Source organism: Paenarthrobacter sp. PAE-2 (genome assembly GCF_026013155.1).
GTDB lineage: Bacteria > Actinomycetota > Actinomycetes > Actinomycetales > Micrococcaceae > Arthrobacter > Arthrobacter ureafaciens.
This window is the reverse complement of sequence record NZ_JAPDNV010000009.1, coordinates 38915-54563: the sequence shown is the minus strand read 5'-3', so window position 1 is coordinate 54563 and position 15649 is coordinate 38915. Positions and strand designations below refer to the sequence as shown.

13 protein-coding genes are annotated in these 15649 nt (G+C 64.0%); 9 read left to right on the top strand and 4 right to left on the bottom strand.

Annotation, left to right across the window (positions count from 1 at the left end; all coding sequences use genetic code 11):
• Positions 1–4: 4 nt before the first annotated feature.
• Both OCL88_RS07750 and OCL88_RS07745 read left to right on the top strand, forming a co-directional pair.
• Positions 5–1303, top strand: a complete 1299-nt coding sequence (locus tag OCL88_RS07750) for an alpha/beta hydrolase (RefSeq protein ID WP_264962127.1) — start codon at positions 5–7, stop codon at positions 1301–1303.
• Complete coding sequence (locus tag OCL88_RS07745; RefSeq protein ID WP_264962220.1) at positions 1285–3801, top strand: bifunctional lysylphosphatidylglycerol flippase/synthetase MprF; 2517 nt, start codon at positions 1285–1287, stop codon at positions 3799–3801. Before OCL88_RS07750 ends, OCL88_RS07745 begins: the two co-directional genes overlap by 19 nt.
• A gap of 192 nt (positions 3802–3993) precedes the next feature.
• Here the strand turns inward: OCL88_RS07745 and OCL88_RS07740 are convergent, their stop codons facing one another.
• The 3 genes from OCL88_RS07740 to nucS all read right to left on the bottom strand — a co-directional run bounded on the left by OCL88_RS07740 (position 3994) and on the right by nucS (position 6457).
• Positions 3994–4197, bottom strand: a complete 204-nt coding sequence (locus tag OCL88_RS07740; protein WP_017199737.1) for a cold-shock protein — start codon at positions 4195–4197, stop codon at positions 3994–3996.
• A 274-nt stretch (positions 4198–4471) separates the two neighbouring features.
• Positions 4472–5716 (bottom strand): N-acetylglucosamine-6-phosphate deacetylase, encoded by a 1245-nt coding sequence (locus OCL88_RS07735; protein WP_264962126.1) that lies wholly within the window; start codon positions 5714–5716, stop codon positions 4472–4474.
• A gap of 45 nt (positions 5717–5761) precedes the next feature.
• Entirely contained in the window at positions 5762–6457 is a 696-nt protein-coding gene (gene nucS, locus OCL88_RS07730; RefSeq protein ID WP_062097160.1) for an endonuclease NucS, read from the bottom strand.
• Positions 6458–6505: 48 nt separating this feature from the next.
• Here nucS and OCL88_RS07725 point away from each other — a divergent pair, with 48 nt between their 5' ends.
• Positions 6506–6838, top strand: coding sequence for a hypothetical protein (locus OCL88_RS07725; RefSeq protein WP_021470986.1), 333 nt, complete (start codon positions 6506–6508; stop codon positions 6836–6838).
• Between the two features lie 19 nt (positions 6839–6857).
• On the top strand, positions 6858–7652 hold the full coding sequence (locus OCL88_RS07720; RefSeq protein WP_264962125.1) for an alpha/beta hydrolase: 795 nt from the start codon (positions 6858–6860) through the stop codon (positions 7650–7652).
• Positions 7653–7742: 90 nt separating this feature from the next.
• On the opposite strand, the gene OCL88_RS07715 is transcribed toward OCL88_RS07720, so the two are convergent.
• A complete protein-coding gene (locus OCL88_RS07715; protein ID WP_264962124.1) occupies positions 7743–9035 on the bottom strand; it encodes an AI-2E family transporter in 1293 nt (430 codons plus the stop codon).
• Positions 9036–9253: 218 nt separating this feature from the next.
• On the opposite strand from OCL88_RS07715, the gene OCL88_RS07710 reads away from it, so the two are divergent.
• Genes OCL88_RS07710 through OCL88_RS07690 form a run of 5 tightly spaced genes read left to right on the top strand, consistent with a single transcriptional unit; the run spans position 9254 to position 15587 of the window.
• Complete coding sequence (locus OCL88_RS07710) at positions 9254–11005, top strand: hypothetical protein (protein ID WP_264962123.1); 1752 nt, start codon at positions 9254–9256, stop codon at positions 11003–11005.
• Between the two features lie 36 nt (positions 11006–11041).
• A complete protein-coding gene (locus OCL88_RS07705) occupies positions 11042–12028 on the top strand; it encodes a tetratricopeptide repeat protein (RefSeq protein ID WP_264962122.1) in 987 nt (328 codons plus the stop codon).
• Positions 12028–13128, top strand: a complete 1101-nt coding sequence (locus OCL88_RS07700; RefSeq protein ID WP_264962121.1) for an NADH:flavin oxidoreductase/NADH oxidase — start codon at positions 12028–12030, stop codon at positions 13126–13128. The genes OCL88_RS07705 and OCL88_RS07700 overlap by 1 nt, the downstream gene beginning before the upstream one ends.
• Positions 13129–13167: 39 nt before the next feature.
• Complete coding sequence (locus OCL88_RS07695) at positions 13168–14034, top strand: ABC transporter ATP-binding protein (protein ID WP_264962120.1); 867 nt, start codon at positions 13168–13170, stop codon at positions 14032–14034.
• Complete coding sequence (locus OCL88_RS07690; RefSeq protein WP_264962119.1) at positions 14016–15587, top strand: transporter; 1572 nt, start codon at positions 14016–14018, stop codon at positions 15585–15587. Before OCL88_RS07695 ends, OCL88_RS07690 begins: the two co-directional genes overlap by 19 nt.
• The last annotated feature ends 62 nt before the right edge of the window (positions 15588–15649 follow it).

The following is a 15649-nucleotide window of genomic DNA, read 5'->3' as shown; positions in this document are numbered from 1 at the left end:
AAGCATGGACTTCCTGTCCGACCTCCGCCTCGTGGATGGTCCGTTCTTCTGGTTTGCATGGATGTGCGGCCTGGCCGGTGGAATAGTCCTCCTGTGGCGCCGGCAACGTACGTGGCCCGTCGTCGTGCTCGGAGCAGCCGTCCTGGCTGTCGTTATCCTGGCCCTGGTGCACTGGGTTCTTGTCGACCTCCTGGCAACGTTCTCGGAAAATCTTCCCTTTGAGGTGCTGGCGTGGTCCGCGCCCGGAGTGGCGGCCGTCTTGCTGTGTGCGGTACGGCTTCGGCATTCTTCGTGGAAAGGACGCGCGGGCAGTGTCACGGCTGCCTTGGGCGTGATTCTCCTGAGCGCGGTCCAAGTGAATCAATACTTCGGACTCAACAACACGGTGGCCGACCTTTTGGGCACGGCTGTCGCCCGGATCCAGCCGCTGGACGCCGGCCTGCAACGAGCGCCCGGCAGCGCACCGGGTCCGTCCGTCACATCGTGGAAGGCCCCCGACGGCATGCCGGAGGGCGGCATACTTCGTCGCGCGAGCATTCCGGGCGCCGAGTCAGGCTTCACCGCGCGCGAGGCCTACATCTATCTACCGCCTGCCTACCTGGCGTCACCCCGCCCAAGCCTTCCTGTACTGGTCCTGTTTTCCGGCCAGCCGGGTGGTCCCTCGGATTGGCTGACGGGCGGGCAGCTACGTGCTCAACTGGACAGGTTTGCGGAGCATCATGACGGTATCGCGCCGGTGACCATAGTTGTTGATCCCAACGGCTCCGGCAATGCCAACACCATGTGCATGGACAGCCGTATTGCCCAAGCCGATACCTACCTTTCCAAGGATGTCCCTGCATGGATCAGTAAAACCTTGGATGTCTCCACGGCTCCCGGGCAGTGGGCTGTGGGAGGCTTCTCCTTCGGCGGAACCTGCGCTGTCCAAATGGGTACAGCCCATCCGGAGCTCTTCACCTCCGTCCTCGGTTTTTCAGCCGAGCAGGAACCTGCCCTTGCCAAGGACCGGAACAAGACGATCGCTGACTCGTTCGACGGCGACGCCGCAGCTTTCGAATCCCGGACGCCTTTGGTACTCATGCAGGAGCGACAGTACCAAGGCAGCGGTATGTACCTCACCGCCGGTGCCACTGACAACGAATTCCTCGGCTACATGCATGTGCTTGCGGAAGCTGCCCGTTCCGCGGGCTTCGACGTGGAGGACCACTCCATTGACCACGCCGGGCATTCCTGGGACAGTGTTGTCCGCGGGATGCCAGGTGCCCTCGATTTCCTTGCCGGCCGCTGGGGACTCACCCCGTGAGCCTGGCCGTCCAGGGTGTCCTTCAACCGGTGATCCGTCAAGCGGTGAGGCATGTGCAGTCCACACCGTTTACGTTGTTCGTCGTGGCTGTCTTCCTCACAGTCGCCGCGTTGTCGGGGAGCATCCTTTCCGGGCCGCCGGAGTCCTTGCTGCCGATAGCCGGAGTCACCCTGGAGGGTTTGAAAGCGGGGGAGTGGTGGTCCATCTGGACCTCCCTGCTGTTCACGACGAACGTTCCCGCGTTCATCGTGGCGGTGCTCATGGTGTTGATTTTTCTCGGCTTCTCGGAACGCCATCTAGGCTCCCTGCGGACCGCGGGCCTGTTTCTTGGGTGCCAGTTCGCGTGTGTCACGGCCTTCCTGCTGGTGACCCAGGTGGCGCAGTACGTCAACGACGGTTGGCTCTCGGCCATGGTGGATCATCGGCTCATTGGTCCGTACGGGGCGGTCCTGGCCACCGGCCTCGCCGCCAGTGCCAAGCTCACGGCGCTCTGGCAGCGCCGTTTTCGCACGGTTGCTTTGTCCTTGACGTTGCTGTTGGTCCTGTACGTGGGGCATCCGGAAACTGTGGTCGGGTTCCTGGGCGCGCTGGTGGGCTTGGTGGTTGCCTGGTGGGCCCAAAGCAATGAGGGCAGCCTCCATTTGCACCGTTCCACCGCACGCGAGGTCAGGACCCTGCTCTCGCTGACCACTGCCATCTTCGCTGTCGGGCCCCTTCTGACGACGGTAGCGAAGGGTCCTTCCGGTCCTCTGGCGTTGCTGCGGGACGTTATCCTCAACCCTTTGCCCACGCTGAGCCAATTGGAGACCAATTGTGGAGGCAGCATCGATGTTGCCTGCCTTGAACTGGCCCGGCAGGGGTACACGGGGCCTTTTGGGCTGGCTTTGGCGGTGGTGCCCATGGCCTTGCTGCTCATCTGTGCCGATGGCATGCGCAGGGGACGTCGGCTGGCCCTGGGCATAGCCATAGGCGTCCAAGTGGTGGTGGTGGCGCTGTCCACGGTCTACCTCGCACTGTTTGCGAGCATGCCGTTGAACATCGCCCGTCCCCGGACCGGGCTGCTGGGGTCAGCGGTGGCGCACATCGTCCCGCTGGTGTTGGTGCCGTTGATCCTCGCTGTCCTGCTCTTTGCCTACCGTGGCCACTTCCGCGTGGACTCTTCCGTGCGGCTCCGCCGCAGGATCTTCTGGGTGGTGGGGCTCACCGGAGGGGTACTTTTGCTTCTCTACGTCGCGGTATGGTTCGCATCCGGCGGGATGACGCGCGACGGCGGCCTGCTGGGTCTGGGTGCCGAGCTCGCACGTCAGTACCTGCCGGTTCCGCTGCCCGGGGTCTACCGAAGGGTTTTTGCCGAGCGCGATGCCCTGGAAGCTTTCTTGTTCTCGTACTCCGGAACGGTCTTTTGGCTGGTGGCCTTGCTGGGGGTGTGGGTCTTGCTGGTCCGGGGACACCACGCCGGTGGCCTGGACCGGGAGTCCCGGGAACGCGCCAGGAAACTGGTGAAGGCAGGCGGCGACTCCCTGTCATGGATGACCCTGTGGGAGCCCAGGAAGTACTGGTTCACTGACGACGGCCATGGGGCTGTGGCCTTCCAGCAACACGGCAATGTGGCTTTGACCCTGGCTGGGCCCATCGGACGGTCGGAGCACCACAGGGATACAGCCCTCGGTTTCCTGGATTATTGCGCGCAGCACGCGTTGGTCCCTTGCCTCTATTCGTGCACGGAGGAGTTGTGGCCTGTGCTGCGGACGAGAGGTTTCCGGCGTGTGGCGGTAGCCCAGGAGACAAGGTTGAGGATCCGGGGCCTGGAGTTCCGCGGCAAGGAATGGCAGAACGTCCGCACGGCCCTCAACAGGGCGGCCAAGATGGGAATTACTGCGGTATGGGGCAGCTACCCGACCCTGCCGCACGGATTGCGGGCGCAGATCGGCGAAGTCTCCGAAGAATGGGCTGCACAGAAGCGGGTGCCTGAAATGGGCTTCACGCTGGGCAGCCTTGACGAGCTGGACGACCCCGAGGTCCTGTGTTGCGTGGCCGTGGATGAAAACGGCCTGGTGTACGGAGTCACCAGCTGGCTGCCCGTGTACGACGACGGAAAGGTGGTGAGCTGGACCCTGGACTTCATGAGGCGCCGTGGCGATGCCTTCCCGGGAGTCATGGAATTCCTTATCGCCTCGGCCGTGCTGCATCTCAGGGATTCCGTGGAAGTTATTTCGCTGTCAGGTTCTCCACTGGCAAGGGAGAAGGAAGAGATGGACCAGCGGCCGGAAGGGCTGGCCGGAATCCTGGACTTGGTGGGACAGGCTTTGGAGCCGGTTTATGGCTTCCGTTCCCTGGCTTCCTTCAAATCACGCTTCCAGCCGGACTATCGCACGCTCTACATGTATTACCAGGACCCGTTGCACCTCCCGGCCATGGGAAGGGCACTAAGTCGCGCTTACCTTCCGGGTTTATCAGTGCGGCACACTGCAAGGCTGTTGCGTACTTTGGTTGGTTGAATTGTCAACACCCATTCCCGGTGCGCATGCTATTCCACGCAGTTTGTGACCAGGTTTGTTGAGATCGGACATATCCGGCATTAAAGGTGCTGCCTTAAAACAGCTTGGCCCCGGTGCGAAACCGGGGCCAAGCTGGTGTGAAACTGCGTTCGGCCTGTCCTAAAACGGGCCCTGGCAGATTTCGGTGGCTAATTAGACAACGGTAACGCCGGTTGCCTGCGGGCCCTTTGCGCCCTGGCCGATCTCGAACTGAACGCGCTGGTTCTCATCGAGGGTCTTGAAACCGCCGGTCTGGATCTCGGAGTAGTGAACGAAAACGTCGCCATCCGCGTCATCCGGGGTAATGAAGCCGAAGCCCTTTTCAGCGTTGAACCACTTAACGGTTCCCAGTGCCATGTATTTCTCCTCATTATGGAACTTCAGTCCGATACACCTCGTACCGGCTTTGTTACTCCGCGAGAAGATCCGCAAACCGACTGGGGCACAGTTGGATTTGCAGGAGCTTCACGCTCGCAACCCGTCTTGCGAGCATGAAAACCACCTACACAAAGACTGCTACAACACTTTCATGAGCGCTGCCGGAGGTCAACGGTCTTTTAGGCAATTTGGCGAAAATTTTCGGTAAAAAGGAGGTAACGCGACACCCTAATTCGCGGGGCGTCGTATGGCGTCACGACAACCATTCACCATTACGCATCACGCCGGTCAGGCCCAGTTCCTGGTCTGTCGTCACAACGTCCGCACGGAGCCCCCGCCGGAGACCCCCGATCTCGTCGGAAAGGCCCAGGACGGCGGCAGGTACCGAGGTGGCTGAGCACACGGCTTCGGGCAAGCCGACCCCGGCGGCGACGGTCCTTCGCACTACATCCAGCAGGGTAGAGGTTCCGCCGGCGATGGACCCGGTGGCATCCAGCGTGGCAACGCCGTTGGTGACGGTCACCGGGGACGGGCCCAGCATGTAGTTGCCGTCCGCCAGCCCCGCAGCGGCCATGGAGTCGGTGACCAGGAGGATGTTCGGAGCGCCGACCAACTGGAAGACGGTCGCCACCATGGCGGGGTCAAGGTGGGTGTCGTCGGCAATGAGTTCCACCACCGCTTTGCCTTCCTGCGCCATCCGCAGGCAGGCGGCCACAGGACCCGGCGCACGGTGGTGCATCGGAGGCATGCCGTTGAAAAGGTGGGTGACGGTGGGCAGCGAGCTGACGCCGTCGAACCCTGCCGACTCCAGGCCTTCCCTGGCCGCGGCGAGGGAGGCGGCCGCAACGGCGTAATCGCAGTCGGTGTGACCCAGGGACGGGGTCACGCCGTGGGACGTCATCAGGTCAACCAAGGCAGCAGCGTCGGGGAGTTCCGGCGCGTAGGTCATGGTGGCGAGCTTGCCGGCGGCAGCGAACACCAGCTCCTCCATCAGTTCCAGGTCCGGATCCAACAGGTAATCCGGGTTCTGCGCGCCGCACCTGGCATGCGACAGGAAGGGTCCCTCGAGGTGGATGCCGCCAACAACACCTTCGTCCGCAAGCTTCACGTAAAGCTCTATGCCGCGCAGTAGATCCTCCCGCGGGGCGGTGACCATGCTGGCCAGGAATGTGGTGGTTCCCGAACGGTGGAGGAAAGCGGCTGCCTTCCGGGCGGACACTTCCTCGCCCGTGGGAAAGTCCCCGCCGTCTCCGCCATGGCAATGGACATCCACCAGGCCTGGAAGGATCAGGTGGCCGGTTGGCACTCCGTGCCGGATCGCGGTGGCGAAGCCGGGGAAATCCTCGGCGTCGAAGTCGGCGGCCGGTCCGGCGTAAGCGATGCGGTCGCCGTCGATGGCCAGGAGGCCGTCCTCGATGACGGAGCCGTCCGTGACCAAAGTTCCCGCGAGGATCTGGAGGCTGGGCGCGGAAGGGGCAGTGTGCTCTGCGGCAGTCATGGTTTCGATTCTAGTGGCCTGCGGCACAGCACCCGGGAAGGGGCGTCAGAAGAGCCGGGACTCACTGTCATCCACGCCTCGCATGGCGTCATAATCCAAGGTGACGCAATCAATGCCGCGGTCGTTGGCCAGAACCTTGGCTTGGGGCTTGATCTGCTGGGCGGCAAAGATGCCCCGTACGGGAGCAAGAAGCGGATCGCGGTTGAGCAGTTCCAGGTAACGGGTCAACTGTTCCACGCCGTCAATATCGCCGCGGCGCTTCAACTCGATGGCTACCGTGCCTCCGTTTGCGTCCCTGGCAAGGATGTCTACAGGCCCGATTGCCGTGAAGTATTCCCGCCGTATCAACGAATAGCCCGGTCCCAACGTCTCGATCTGCTCGGCGAGCAGGCGCTGGAGGTCGGCTTCGACGCCGTCCTTAATGAGGCCCGGGTCCACTCCCAATTCATGGGAGGTGTCATGGAGGTGTTCATAGATGTTGATGATGAGGCGGTCATCGGTTTTGGCGGACTGGACTGTCCACTGCTCCACCACGCCTTCCTCCACCTCGGTCTCTTCCGGGGAGATAACCCGGAGGGTGGCCGGTGGGCTCATCCAGTTCAAGGGCTTGTAGGAGCCGCCATCGGAATGCACCAGGACGGAACCGTCAGCCTTCACCAGCAGGAGCCTTGTGGCCAGCGGCAGATGGGCCTTAAGGCGGCCAACATAATCAACAGAACAACGGGCTATGACAAGTCGCACCCGCCCCACATTACCGCTTGGGTGCCGGCGGCAGGGCAGAATGGATGCATGCCCCGCTCCAACAGGCCCCGTCGCAACGCGTCCGGCATGCGTTCCAGCAAATGGGCCGGCGAGCCTCCTGATCTGGACCTTGAAAGAGCACGGGCAGGTATCGCGAGGCGGGAAAGCGCACCCGACGGCGACTGGATGGTCCGGACCATGACCGCCCGGAAAGCGGAGAAGCAATACATCTGCCCGGGTTGCTCCACCGCCATCATGCCCGGCATTGCGCACCTGGTAGTGTGGTCGGACAGCCACCTGTTCGGTGAAGCCGCGGGCCTGGCCGAGCGGAGGCATTGGCACACCAATTGCTGGACTACCCGGACCTACCGCTACCGCTGATTCGCTTAGGCTGGATGCCATGACTTTCGATCCCGCCAGCTTCGTCTTCACGCCCCAGGATGCTCCATCGGAAATCCGTGCTTCCACTGTGCTTCCCGCCCGGCGGGAGAATGTGGAGTTCACCACAGAGGACGGAAAAGTCCTGGTAGGGGAGTTGGCTCTGCCGGAGTCCGGGGAGATTTCGGCCACGCTCATTACCCTCCACCCGCTGCCCACCCATGGCGGATTCATGGACTCGCACGTGTACCGCAAAGCCTCCTACCGCTTGCCGGCGCTCTCCGGGGTTGCGGTCCTGCGGTTCAATACGCGCGGGACCAGTTCCCCGCGGGGTACCAGCGACGGCGGGTTCGAAGAGGGGATCGGGGAGCGCTACGACGTCGAAGCCGCCGTCCGCTTCGCCGTGGAGCGCGGGCTGCCGAACCGCTGGTTGGTGGGGTGGTCCTTCGGAACCGAGCTGGCGCTGATGTATGGGGCCGTGGAGCCGGTTGCTTCACAGGTGGAAGGGGCAATCCTGTTGTCGCCGCCCCTGCACCGTGCCACCGATGTGCATCTGAAGGAGTGGGCTGCAGCCGGCAAACCGCTGACAGTGCTTGTCCCGGAGCATGACGACTACCTCCAGCCTGCCGAGGCCGCCCAGCGCTTCAGTCTGGTGCCGCAAGCGCGGCTGGTGGGAGTCGACGGCGCCAAGCACCTCTGGGTCGGCGAGAAGTACGCCGCGCGCGTCTTGGATGAAATCGTCGACGACGTTACGGAAGCGGGTGCGGGCGCGGACGGATTGCCGCGGACCTGGGCGGGGCCGGTAGCACAGGGTTAGGGGCCGGTAGCGCAGGGTTAGGGCCCGGTAGCGCAGGGTTAGGGCCCGGTAGCGCAGGGTTAGGGCCCGGTGGCTCAGGGCTAGTGCCCGTCAGTGCCGGTCTTGCCGGACGATGAACACTTCCTTGATCAGCAGCATGATGGCTGCCGCCGTCGGGATGGCGATCAGGGCTCCCAGGACGCCCAGGAGGCTGCCGCCGGCGATGACGGAGATCACCGCAACGGCCCCCGGCACGGCTACCGCCCGCTGCATGATGCGCGGGGAGATGAAGTATGCCTCGAACTGCAGGTAGGCAAAGTAGGCGATCGCGTAAATCACGGCCGTCTGCCATCCGGCCGTGAGTGCCACCAGGATGACCACGACGGCGGCGATCATGCCGCCGACCAGCGGAATGAACGCCAGCAATGCCACCACAAAGGCCAGCAGGACGCTGAAGGGGATGCCCAGGATAGTCATCACGATGAACGCGAACAGTGCATTCAGGAGTGCCACGCAGGCCTGGCCTATGACGTAGTTGCCCACGGAATCGGTGATGGCCTCTGACAGGGCTTCGACCCGCGGCCGGCGTGAACGAGGAGCCAGGCGGTAGGCCCACCTCTTCATGGAGGGAAGAGCTGCCAGGAAGTAGAGGCTGAGTACCAGGACGATCAGCGTGCCGAACAGGCCGTTGGCCACGGACGAGCCGAAGCCCACTACGCCGCCGAAGATTCCGCCGACTGCCTCGGAGTTTTGGCCGAACTTGTCCAGTTCAGTAGTGATCCTCTCCCGGAGGCCAAACTGGTTGTCCACCGTCCGGAAGAAGTCGGAGTTGAGGAAATCGCGGATCCAGTCGGGAGCCTGGCGCACAATTTCCGATACCTGGCCCACGATGGTGGGGATCAGGGTGGCGAAGAAACCGGCGACGGCGAGGACCAGCACGGATACAGAGATGAGGATTCCGGCAGGGCGGGGAATCTTGCGGGATTCGAGCCAGCGCACCACGGGGTCGAGCCCCAGGGCTATGAACAGTGCGGTGACGATCCACAACAACAACTGCGTCGTATTGCTGGCGATGTAGTACACCAGCAATGCCACCCCGACGCCGGCAGTACCCATGAACCCGACGTACAAGGGATGCTGCGAGGACATCCTGGGGCCGGGGGCCCCGAAGTTGCCTTCGTCCTCTCCCTTTAAGCGCTCCGCGTACTCATTGGATTCGTCCTCGGGCGGCATTTCGAACCGGACCCGCGTCCGGGCGCCGGGTATGGGCTGGCGCAGCTTACGGCCCAAAGCCGCCCAGCGTCCCGTCCGCACCGGGACCGTCACGGAGGTCCCCTCGGCGGGGGCGTCCACGCCGGGCGTACCGGATCCGTCGACGGGCCGGGGGTCCAAGTGGTCTTTCACGCGGGTCGGGTTCCTTTGCTCGCTATCGACGGTTATGTCATCTCGGAGGCATTTCCCGGCCTAAAAGCAGCCCGGGTACCATGATGATCGCCACACTATCAGGAGCCTGTATTTGCGCTTTGGCAGCGCCGTTACGGGGATTCGGGTGTGTCCGGGCCCGAGGCCCGATCTGACTCTTTGATAACAAAACGGTTACCCTTGAAGTTCAACGACCGCTGATGATAGGTGATCCTGTGCGTTTGAAGACTGCAGCCTCGCTGGTGCTGCTGGGCCTGCTGACGATGCTGGCCGGCATTGGCCAGCTGACTTTCTGGGCCCCCTCCGAGACCGTGACGGCCTCGGTACCCAGCGACACAAAAGCTGCCCCGTTGACGGTAATCGACCAGAAGTTGATTGCCCTCCACGAGGGTCCGGTGAAGATTAAGATCCAAGGTGAAGGAAACTTCATCGTCGCCACGGGACGGCCCGACGACGTCGAAGCCTGGGTGGGCGAAACCGCCCACAACACCCTCACCGGGGTTTCGCAGGACCAGAAGTCGCTGGAAGTCACCGCGGAGGATGGCGAGGCTACGGCCCCCACCCCGGTAGGTTCGGATCTTTGGGTCAACACCGAAGAAGGCAGCGGCGAGCTCGACTACACGTGGAACCCGCCGGCCGGCGGCGAGTGGTCGCTGCTGGTAGCCAGCGACGGAACCAAGCCCGCGCCGTCGTCGATCTCCATGACGTTCCCGAACAACGCCACCACACCGTGGGCTGTTCCGCTCATCGTCCTGGGCATCATCATCATCCTTGTCGGCGCGGCACTGCCGTTTGTCGCCAGGGCACTGGCCGCACGCCGCAAGGACAACGACGACGACGCCCCCCGTGATGGCGGAAAGACCACCGCCCTTCCGGTGCAGTCGCCCGCAGACAGCGCCGACCGCCGTCGTACGCCAGGTACAGAAGGGTCCGCCCTCCGCATCACTGCCGTTGCCGGTGCCCTCGTGGCCACGCTGGTGGGCGGGACGGCCGTCGCGGCTCAGGCCGTGCCGGCATCGAACCCGGGTTCCCCGAGCGCCCCGGCAGCCGAAGGCGGCGACGCGCAACCCGTCATGCTCGAGTCCCAGCTCCAGCGCATCCTCGAGCAGGTTGCCAGCACTGTGGATGCAGCCGATGCCGCCAAGGACGCCGCCAAGCTGGCACCGCGCGTGGATAAGATGGAACTCCAGGTCCGCACGGCCAACTACAAGATCCGCTCCGCGGTGTCGGCCTACGAGGCACGCATGCCTGTCCGGGCCACCAAGCTGCAAAGCAGCGTTATCAGCACCAAGCGCGACTGGCCGCGTACGGTCTTCGCACTGACCCAGGGCGACGGCAACGTGGTCCCGCAGGTGCTGACCTTGGTCCAGCTCTCGCCGCGCGAGAACTACAAGCTATGGGGAACGGCTCCCCTTCAGCCCGGCACCAACTTCCCCTCCTTCCCGGTGCCCCGTGAAGGAACCGCCCCTGCCGCTGCCGATGACAAGACAGGCCTTGCCTACAGCGGCAACGAAGCTCTGGGCATCCTTGGTGAGATGCTGACCACGCCGGACTCGCCCAACCGCAGCAAGCTTGCTGACGGGCAGTCCTCGCCTTACATCGCCGGTGCCCTGACGTACCAGGCGGAGACGGTCAAGAACGGCACCAGCGCCAACTTCAAATTCACCCACACCCCGGTCACCAACCAGACGGTAGTGCTTCGCACGGCCGACGGCGGTGCCCTGGTAGTCGGCCGCCTGGACTTCTCCTTCGAGGGAACTCCCAAGGCCGCCGGTGACAAGCTGATCCTTGAAGACGATTCAGCCGTCTTTGCCGGAGGCAAGGAAACCACGACGGGTATGTCGCTGAACTTCGCAGAGTCGGTGGCGGTCTACATTCCGCCGGCCGGTTCCTCGGATCCGATGAAGCTCGTGGCTGCGACCCGTGGCCTTGTGGGAGCCAGCTTCAAGTAGCCTTCCCACGGCATGGCAGCGGCTAGAGTGGTCGGTATGAGTTCGCCCGGATACCGTCCCACTCCAGCCGCTGCCAGTCAGCTCAACCTTCGTGGCGCCGTCGACCTCTCGTCGTTGCGCCGGCCTCCCGCACCGCCGCAGCCGCCTGTCGCGTCCGCCTCTCCGGAGGCCGCGGACAACGGTGAAGCTGCGGCCGGAGGCCCGTCGCTGCGCGTCGACGCCACGGAAACAAATTTCCAGGACTTGGTGCAGCTGTCCGCCCAAGTGCCTGTGCTCTTCCTTCTGTGGTCGCGGTACGCGGCCGATTCGCCCGGCGTGCTTGCCGCAGCGCAGCGCGTCGTGGAAAGCTTCGGGGGCAGGCTGGTCCTCGCTGCTGCGGACGTAGACACCTTCCCGCAGCTTGCCCAGGCATTTCAGGTACAGGCCGTTCCCACGGCCGTTGCCGTGGTCAAAGGCCAGCCGGTTCCCCTCTTCCAAGGGCCTGCCGACGACGCCCAAATCAAGAGCCTTGTGGAGGAACTCCTCCAGGTGGCAGCCGCCAACGGCGTGACCGGAAGCATCGGCGACGGCACGCAGGGTGCTGAAGCAGAGCCGGAGCCCCTTCCGCCGCTGCACCAGGCAGCCATCCACGCGGTTGAAGCCGGCGACTACGCCGGTGCAGCCGCTGCGTACAAGCAGGCGCTCCTCGAACAACCGGCCGATGCTGATGCGAAGGCGGGACTGGCCCAGGTCGAGCTGATGGCCAGACTGGAAAAACTGAGCGCGGCAGATGCCGAAAGCCTCAGGGAGCTTGCCGCACAGGAGCCTGACAACGTCCACGCCCAGCTGGGCGTCGCCGATCTGGATGTGTCCGGCGGGCACGTCGAGGACGGCTTCAACCGCATCATTGCTTTCATTGGCCGGAACTTTGGGCAGGAAAGGGAAGCAGCCCGTGTTCGGCTCCTTGAGCTGTTCGAGGTAGTGGGTGTTACCGACGAACGTGTTGCCAAGGCGCGGCAAGGATTGGCGAGGGTGTTGTTCTAGTGCCGTCCGCGCTGTTCAGCCCGCTCCAGCTGCGTTCCCTCACCATCGCGCATCGCGGCTGGGTTTCTCCCATGTGCCAGTACAGCTGCATGCCGGAGACGGGGGAGGGGGTGCCCAACGACTGGCACCTGATGCATCTTGGTTCATTTGCGGCCGGAGGTGCGGCCCTGATCATGAGCGAGGCGGCAGCGGTCAACGCCGCCGGACGGATCAGCCCGCGCGATGCCGGCCTGTACTCCGATCAACAGGCGGCCGCGTGGGAGCGCATCGTCGGGTTTGTCCATGCCCACGGGGCCGTGGACTGCAAGATCGGCGCACAGCTGGCCCACGCCGGGCGGAAGGCCTCTACCTATTGGCCCTTCTCCGGGAAATCCGGGACCGTTCCTGCTGCTGACGGTGGTTGGCCAACGGTGGGGCCCACAGCGGATGCTTTTGACGGCTACGCAGCGCCGGCGGCGATGACGGAAGAAGAGATTCTTGGCGTTGTGGCGGACTTTGCAGCTGCAGCGCAACGAGCGGTGTCGATCGGTTTCGACACCGTTGAGATCCATGGCGCCCACGGCTACCTCCTGCACCAGTTCCAGAGCCCCCTGATCAATACCCGCTCGGACGCGTGGGGCGGGGACGAAGCCGGCCGCAACCGCCTCATGCTCGCCGTGGTGGACGCAGTACGCGCTGTGATCCCCGATTCGATGCCGTTGCTCCTGCGGATCTCCGCATCGGATTGGGCCGACGGGGGAGTCGACGTGGAGGCCTCCGTCCGCCTCGCCCGTGCCGCCGCAGAGCGCGGCGTGGACCTTGTTGACGTTTCCAGCGGCGGGGCGGTGGCCCACCAGTCCATTAAGGCCGTGCCCGGCTACCAGGCCGGCTTCGCCGAGCGGGTAAAGCACGACGCCGGTGTTCCCACCGGAGCTGTGGGGCTGCTGACCAGCCCCACCCAAGCAGAAGACATCGTCGCCAACGGGCGGGCCGACGCCGTTTTCATGGCCCGCGCTGCACTACGGGACCCGCACTGGTGGTTGCGCGCTGCATACGAGTTCGGGCACGGAATTTCATGGGTTCCACAATACGAACGGGCCATTCCGCGCCACGGCTTTTAGCTCTGACGGAGGCGGACAGTGCCCGGCTAGGCTGGAGGCATGAGGGAACCAGACCATGAAAACAGCAGCCAGTCCCTGCCCGCTCAGGAGCCGTCGGTAACGGCCCACCCGCAGGAGGTATACGGGGCGACACAAACTCCCGGGGTCCAGCAGCCTTCTGCGTTGTCCATCCGCGGACTCGCCAAGCGCTTTGGTGACAAAATCGCCGTCGACGGTGTGAGCCTCGAAGTTCCGGCCGGGTCGTTTTATGGAATGGTTGGCCCCAACGGGGCCGGCAAAACCACCACGTTGTCCATGGCCACCGGACTGCTCCGTCCGGATTTCGGCACCGCACTGGTACACGGGGTGGACGTGTGGGCACGTCCCTTGGAAGCCAAGAAGCTCATGGGAGTGCTGCCGGACGGTGTCCGCTTGTTTGACCGGCTCACCGGCGAACAATTGGTGACCTACGCAGGTCTGCTGCGGGGTATGGACCGGGACGTGGTTAAGTCCCGGGTGGGTGAGCTGCTGGCAGCCTTCGACCTGCAAGCTGATGCGGGTTCGCTGGTGGTGGACTATTCAGCGGGCATGACCAAGAAGATTGCGCTGGCCTCTGCCTTGATCCATGCGCCCCGGCTCCTCGTCTTGGACGAGCCCTTCGAGTCCGTGGACCCTGTTTCCGCGGCCAACATCAGGGGAATCCTGGACGGCTACGTAGCCTCCGGGGGAACCGTCATCGTCTCCAGCCACGTCATGGACCTCGTGCAGCGCATGTGCAGCCACGTAGCCGTGGTTGCCGGTGGCCGGGTCCTGGCTGCCGGTTCCGTGGACGAGGTCCGCGCAGGCTCCACCCTGGAAGAACGCTTTGTCCAGCTTGTGGGTGGCGGTCACCGGACGGAGGGGCTCGAATGGTTGCGCACCTTCTGAGGCTCAAGTGGCGGCTGCTGCTGAACGGCTTTAGACGCAGCCCGCTTCAATTGATTGGTATGGGCCTTGGCCTGCTTTATGCCCTCGGCATGCTAACGCTCCTTGTCGGGGGCCTGATTGCGCTTCGCTGGGCTGATGCCGGGATTGCCCACACCGTGGTGGTGTTGGGAGGTGCGGCGGCCATCCTTGGGTGGGGAATCATCCCGCTGGTGGCTTCCGCTGCGGACATGACGCTGGATCCGGCGCGGTTCAGCAGTTACGCCATTCCGCCAAGGCAATTGCTCGCGGGCCTGGCATTGGCCGGGTTCATCGGCATCCCGGGACTGGCAACACTGCTGGCAGCCCTGGGCACGGTAGGGACATGGTCCCGGAGTTTTCCGGCTGCCGTGGGAGCCTTGATCGGTGCTCTCCTGGGTGCCTTGACGTGCATAGTGCTGTCCAAGGTCGTCACGACGGCGACGGCCGGGCTGGCGTCTTCGCGCCGGTTCAAGGATGTTAGCAGCATCATCGTCTTCATTCCCTTGGTGCTTCTGGGGCCCATCATGATGGGGATCGTGGAGGGCATCCGGGGCAGTGGGGATTACCTGCAGGCACTTGCCCGCTCCGTGTCCTGGACGCCGTTGGGTGCGGCCTGGTCCCTTGGTGGCGACCTGGAAGCCGGGAACTTCGCGGCTGCAGGACTTAAGGCGGTCGTTGCCCTGTCCACCCTTGCGTTGTTGCTGTGGTGCTGGCACGTCCTGTTGCAACGGGCCCTGGTCACGCCGCCGTATTCCGGCGGCTCCGCAAAGAAGGGCGGCAAACTCGGCCTGTTCGGGGTGCTTCCCGGCACGCCCGCCGGAGCGGTGGCCGCGAGGGCACTGGTGTACTGGCTGAAGGACCCGCGATACGCCGGCTCCTTGGTGGTAATACCGCTGCTTCCGGTGATCTTCTTCTTCAGCGGAAGCCAGACGGGCAGCTATGGAATGCTGATGATCCTCGGCCCGCTGACGGCGTTCATGATGGCTTGGTCCATTTCCGCCGATGTCTCCTACGACAACACGGCTTTCGCTTTGCACCTGGCTTCCGGTGTCCGTGGCGTGGATGACCGACTGGGCCGCGCGCTGGCTTGCCTTGTAATTTCCTTGCCCGTGGTCCTGGTCTTCACCATTGGCCCTATCGCCGTCACCGGAGACTGGATCTGGCTCCCGAATCTTCTGGGGCTCGCTTTGGGAACGTTGTTCACCGGCCTTGGATTGTCGTCGGTCATTTCTGCCCGCTACAACGTCGCTGTTCCTCTGCCCGGCGACAGCCCGTTCAAGAAGCCGCCTGGCAATGTGGCCCAGACACTCGCGGTGCAGGGCGTGGGCATGCTGGTCCTTACCGTCCTGTTGCTGCCCGAGTTGGCATTGGTGCTGGTTCAAGTCATCGCAGGCGGGCCGGAGGCAGGATGGATCAACCTTGCCGTAGGACCGTTGCTGGGGATCGCCCTCCTCGTAACAGGTGTGCGGCTGGGCGGGAGATGGCTGGACGTCCGTGGTCCTGAACTATTCGCGCAATTGAGCGTGAACCGGTGAGCGCATGTCACAACCCTGCCAGCATCATGATTAGTTATAGGACATGGGATATCCTCGAGAGT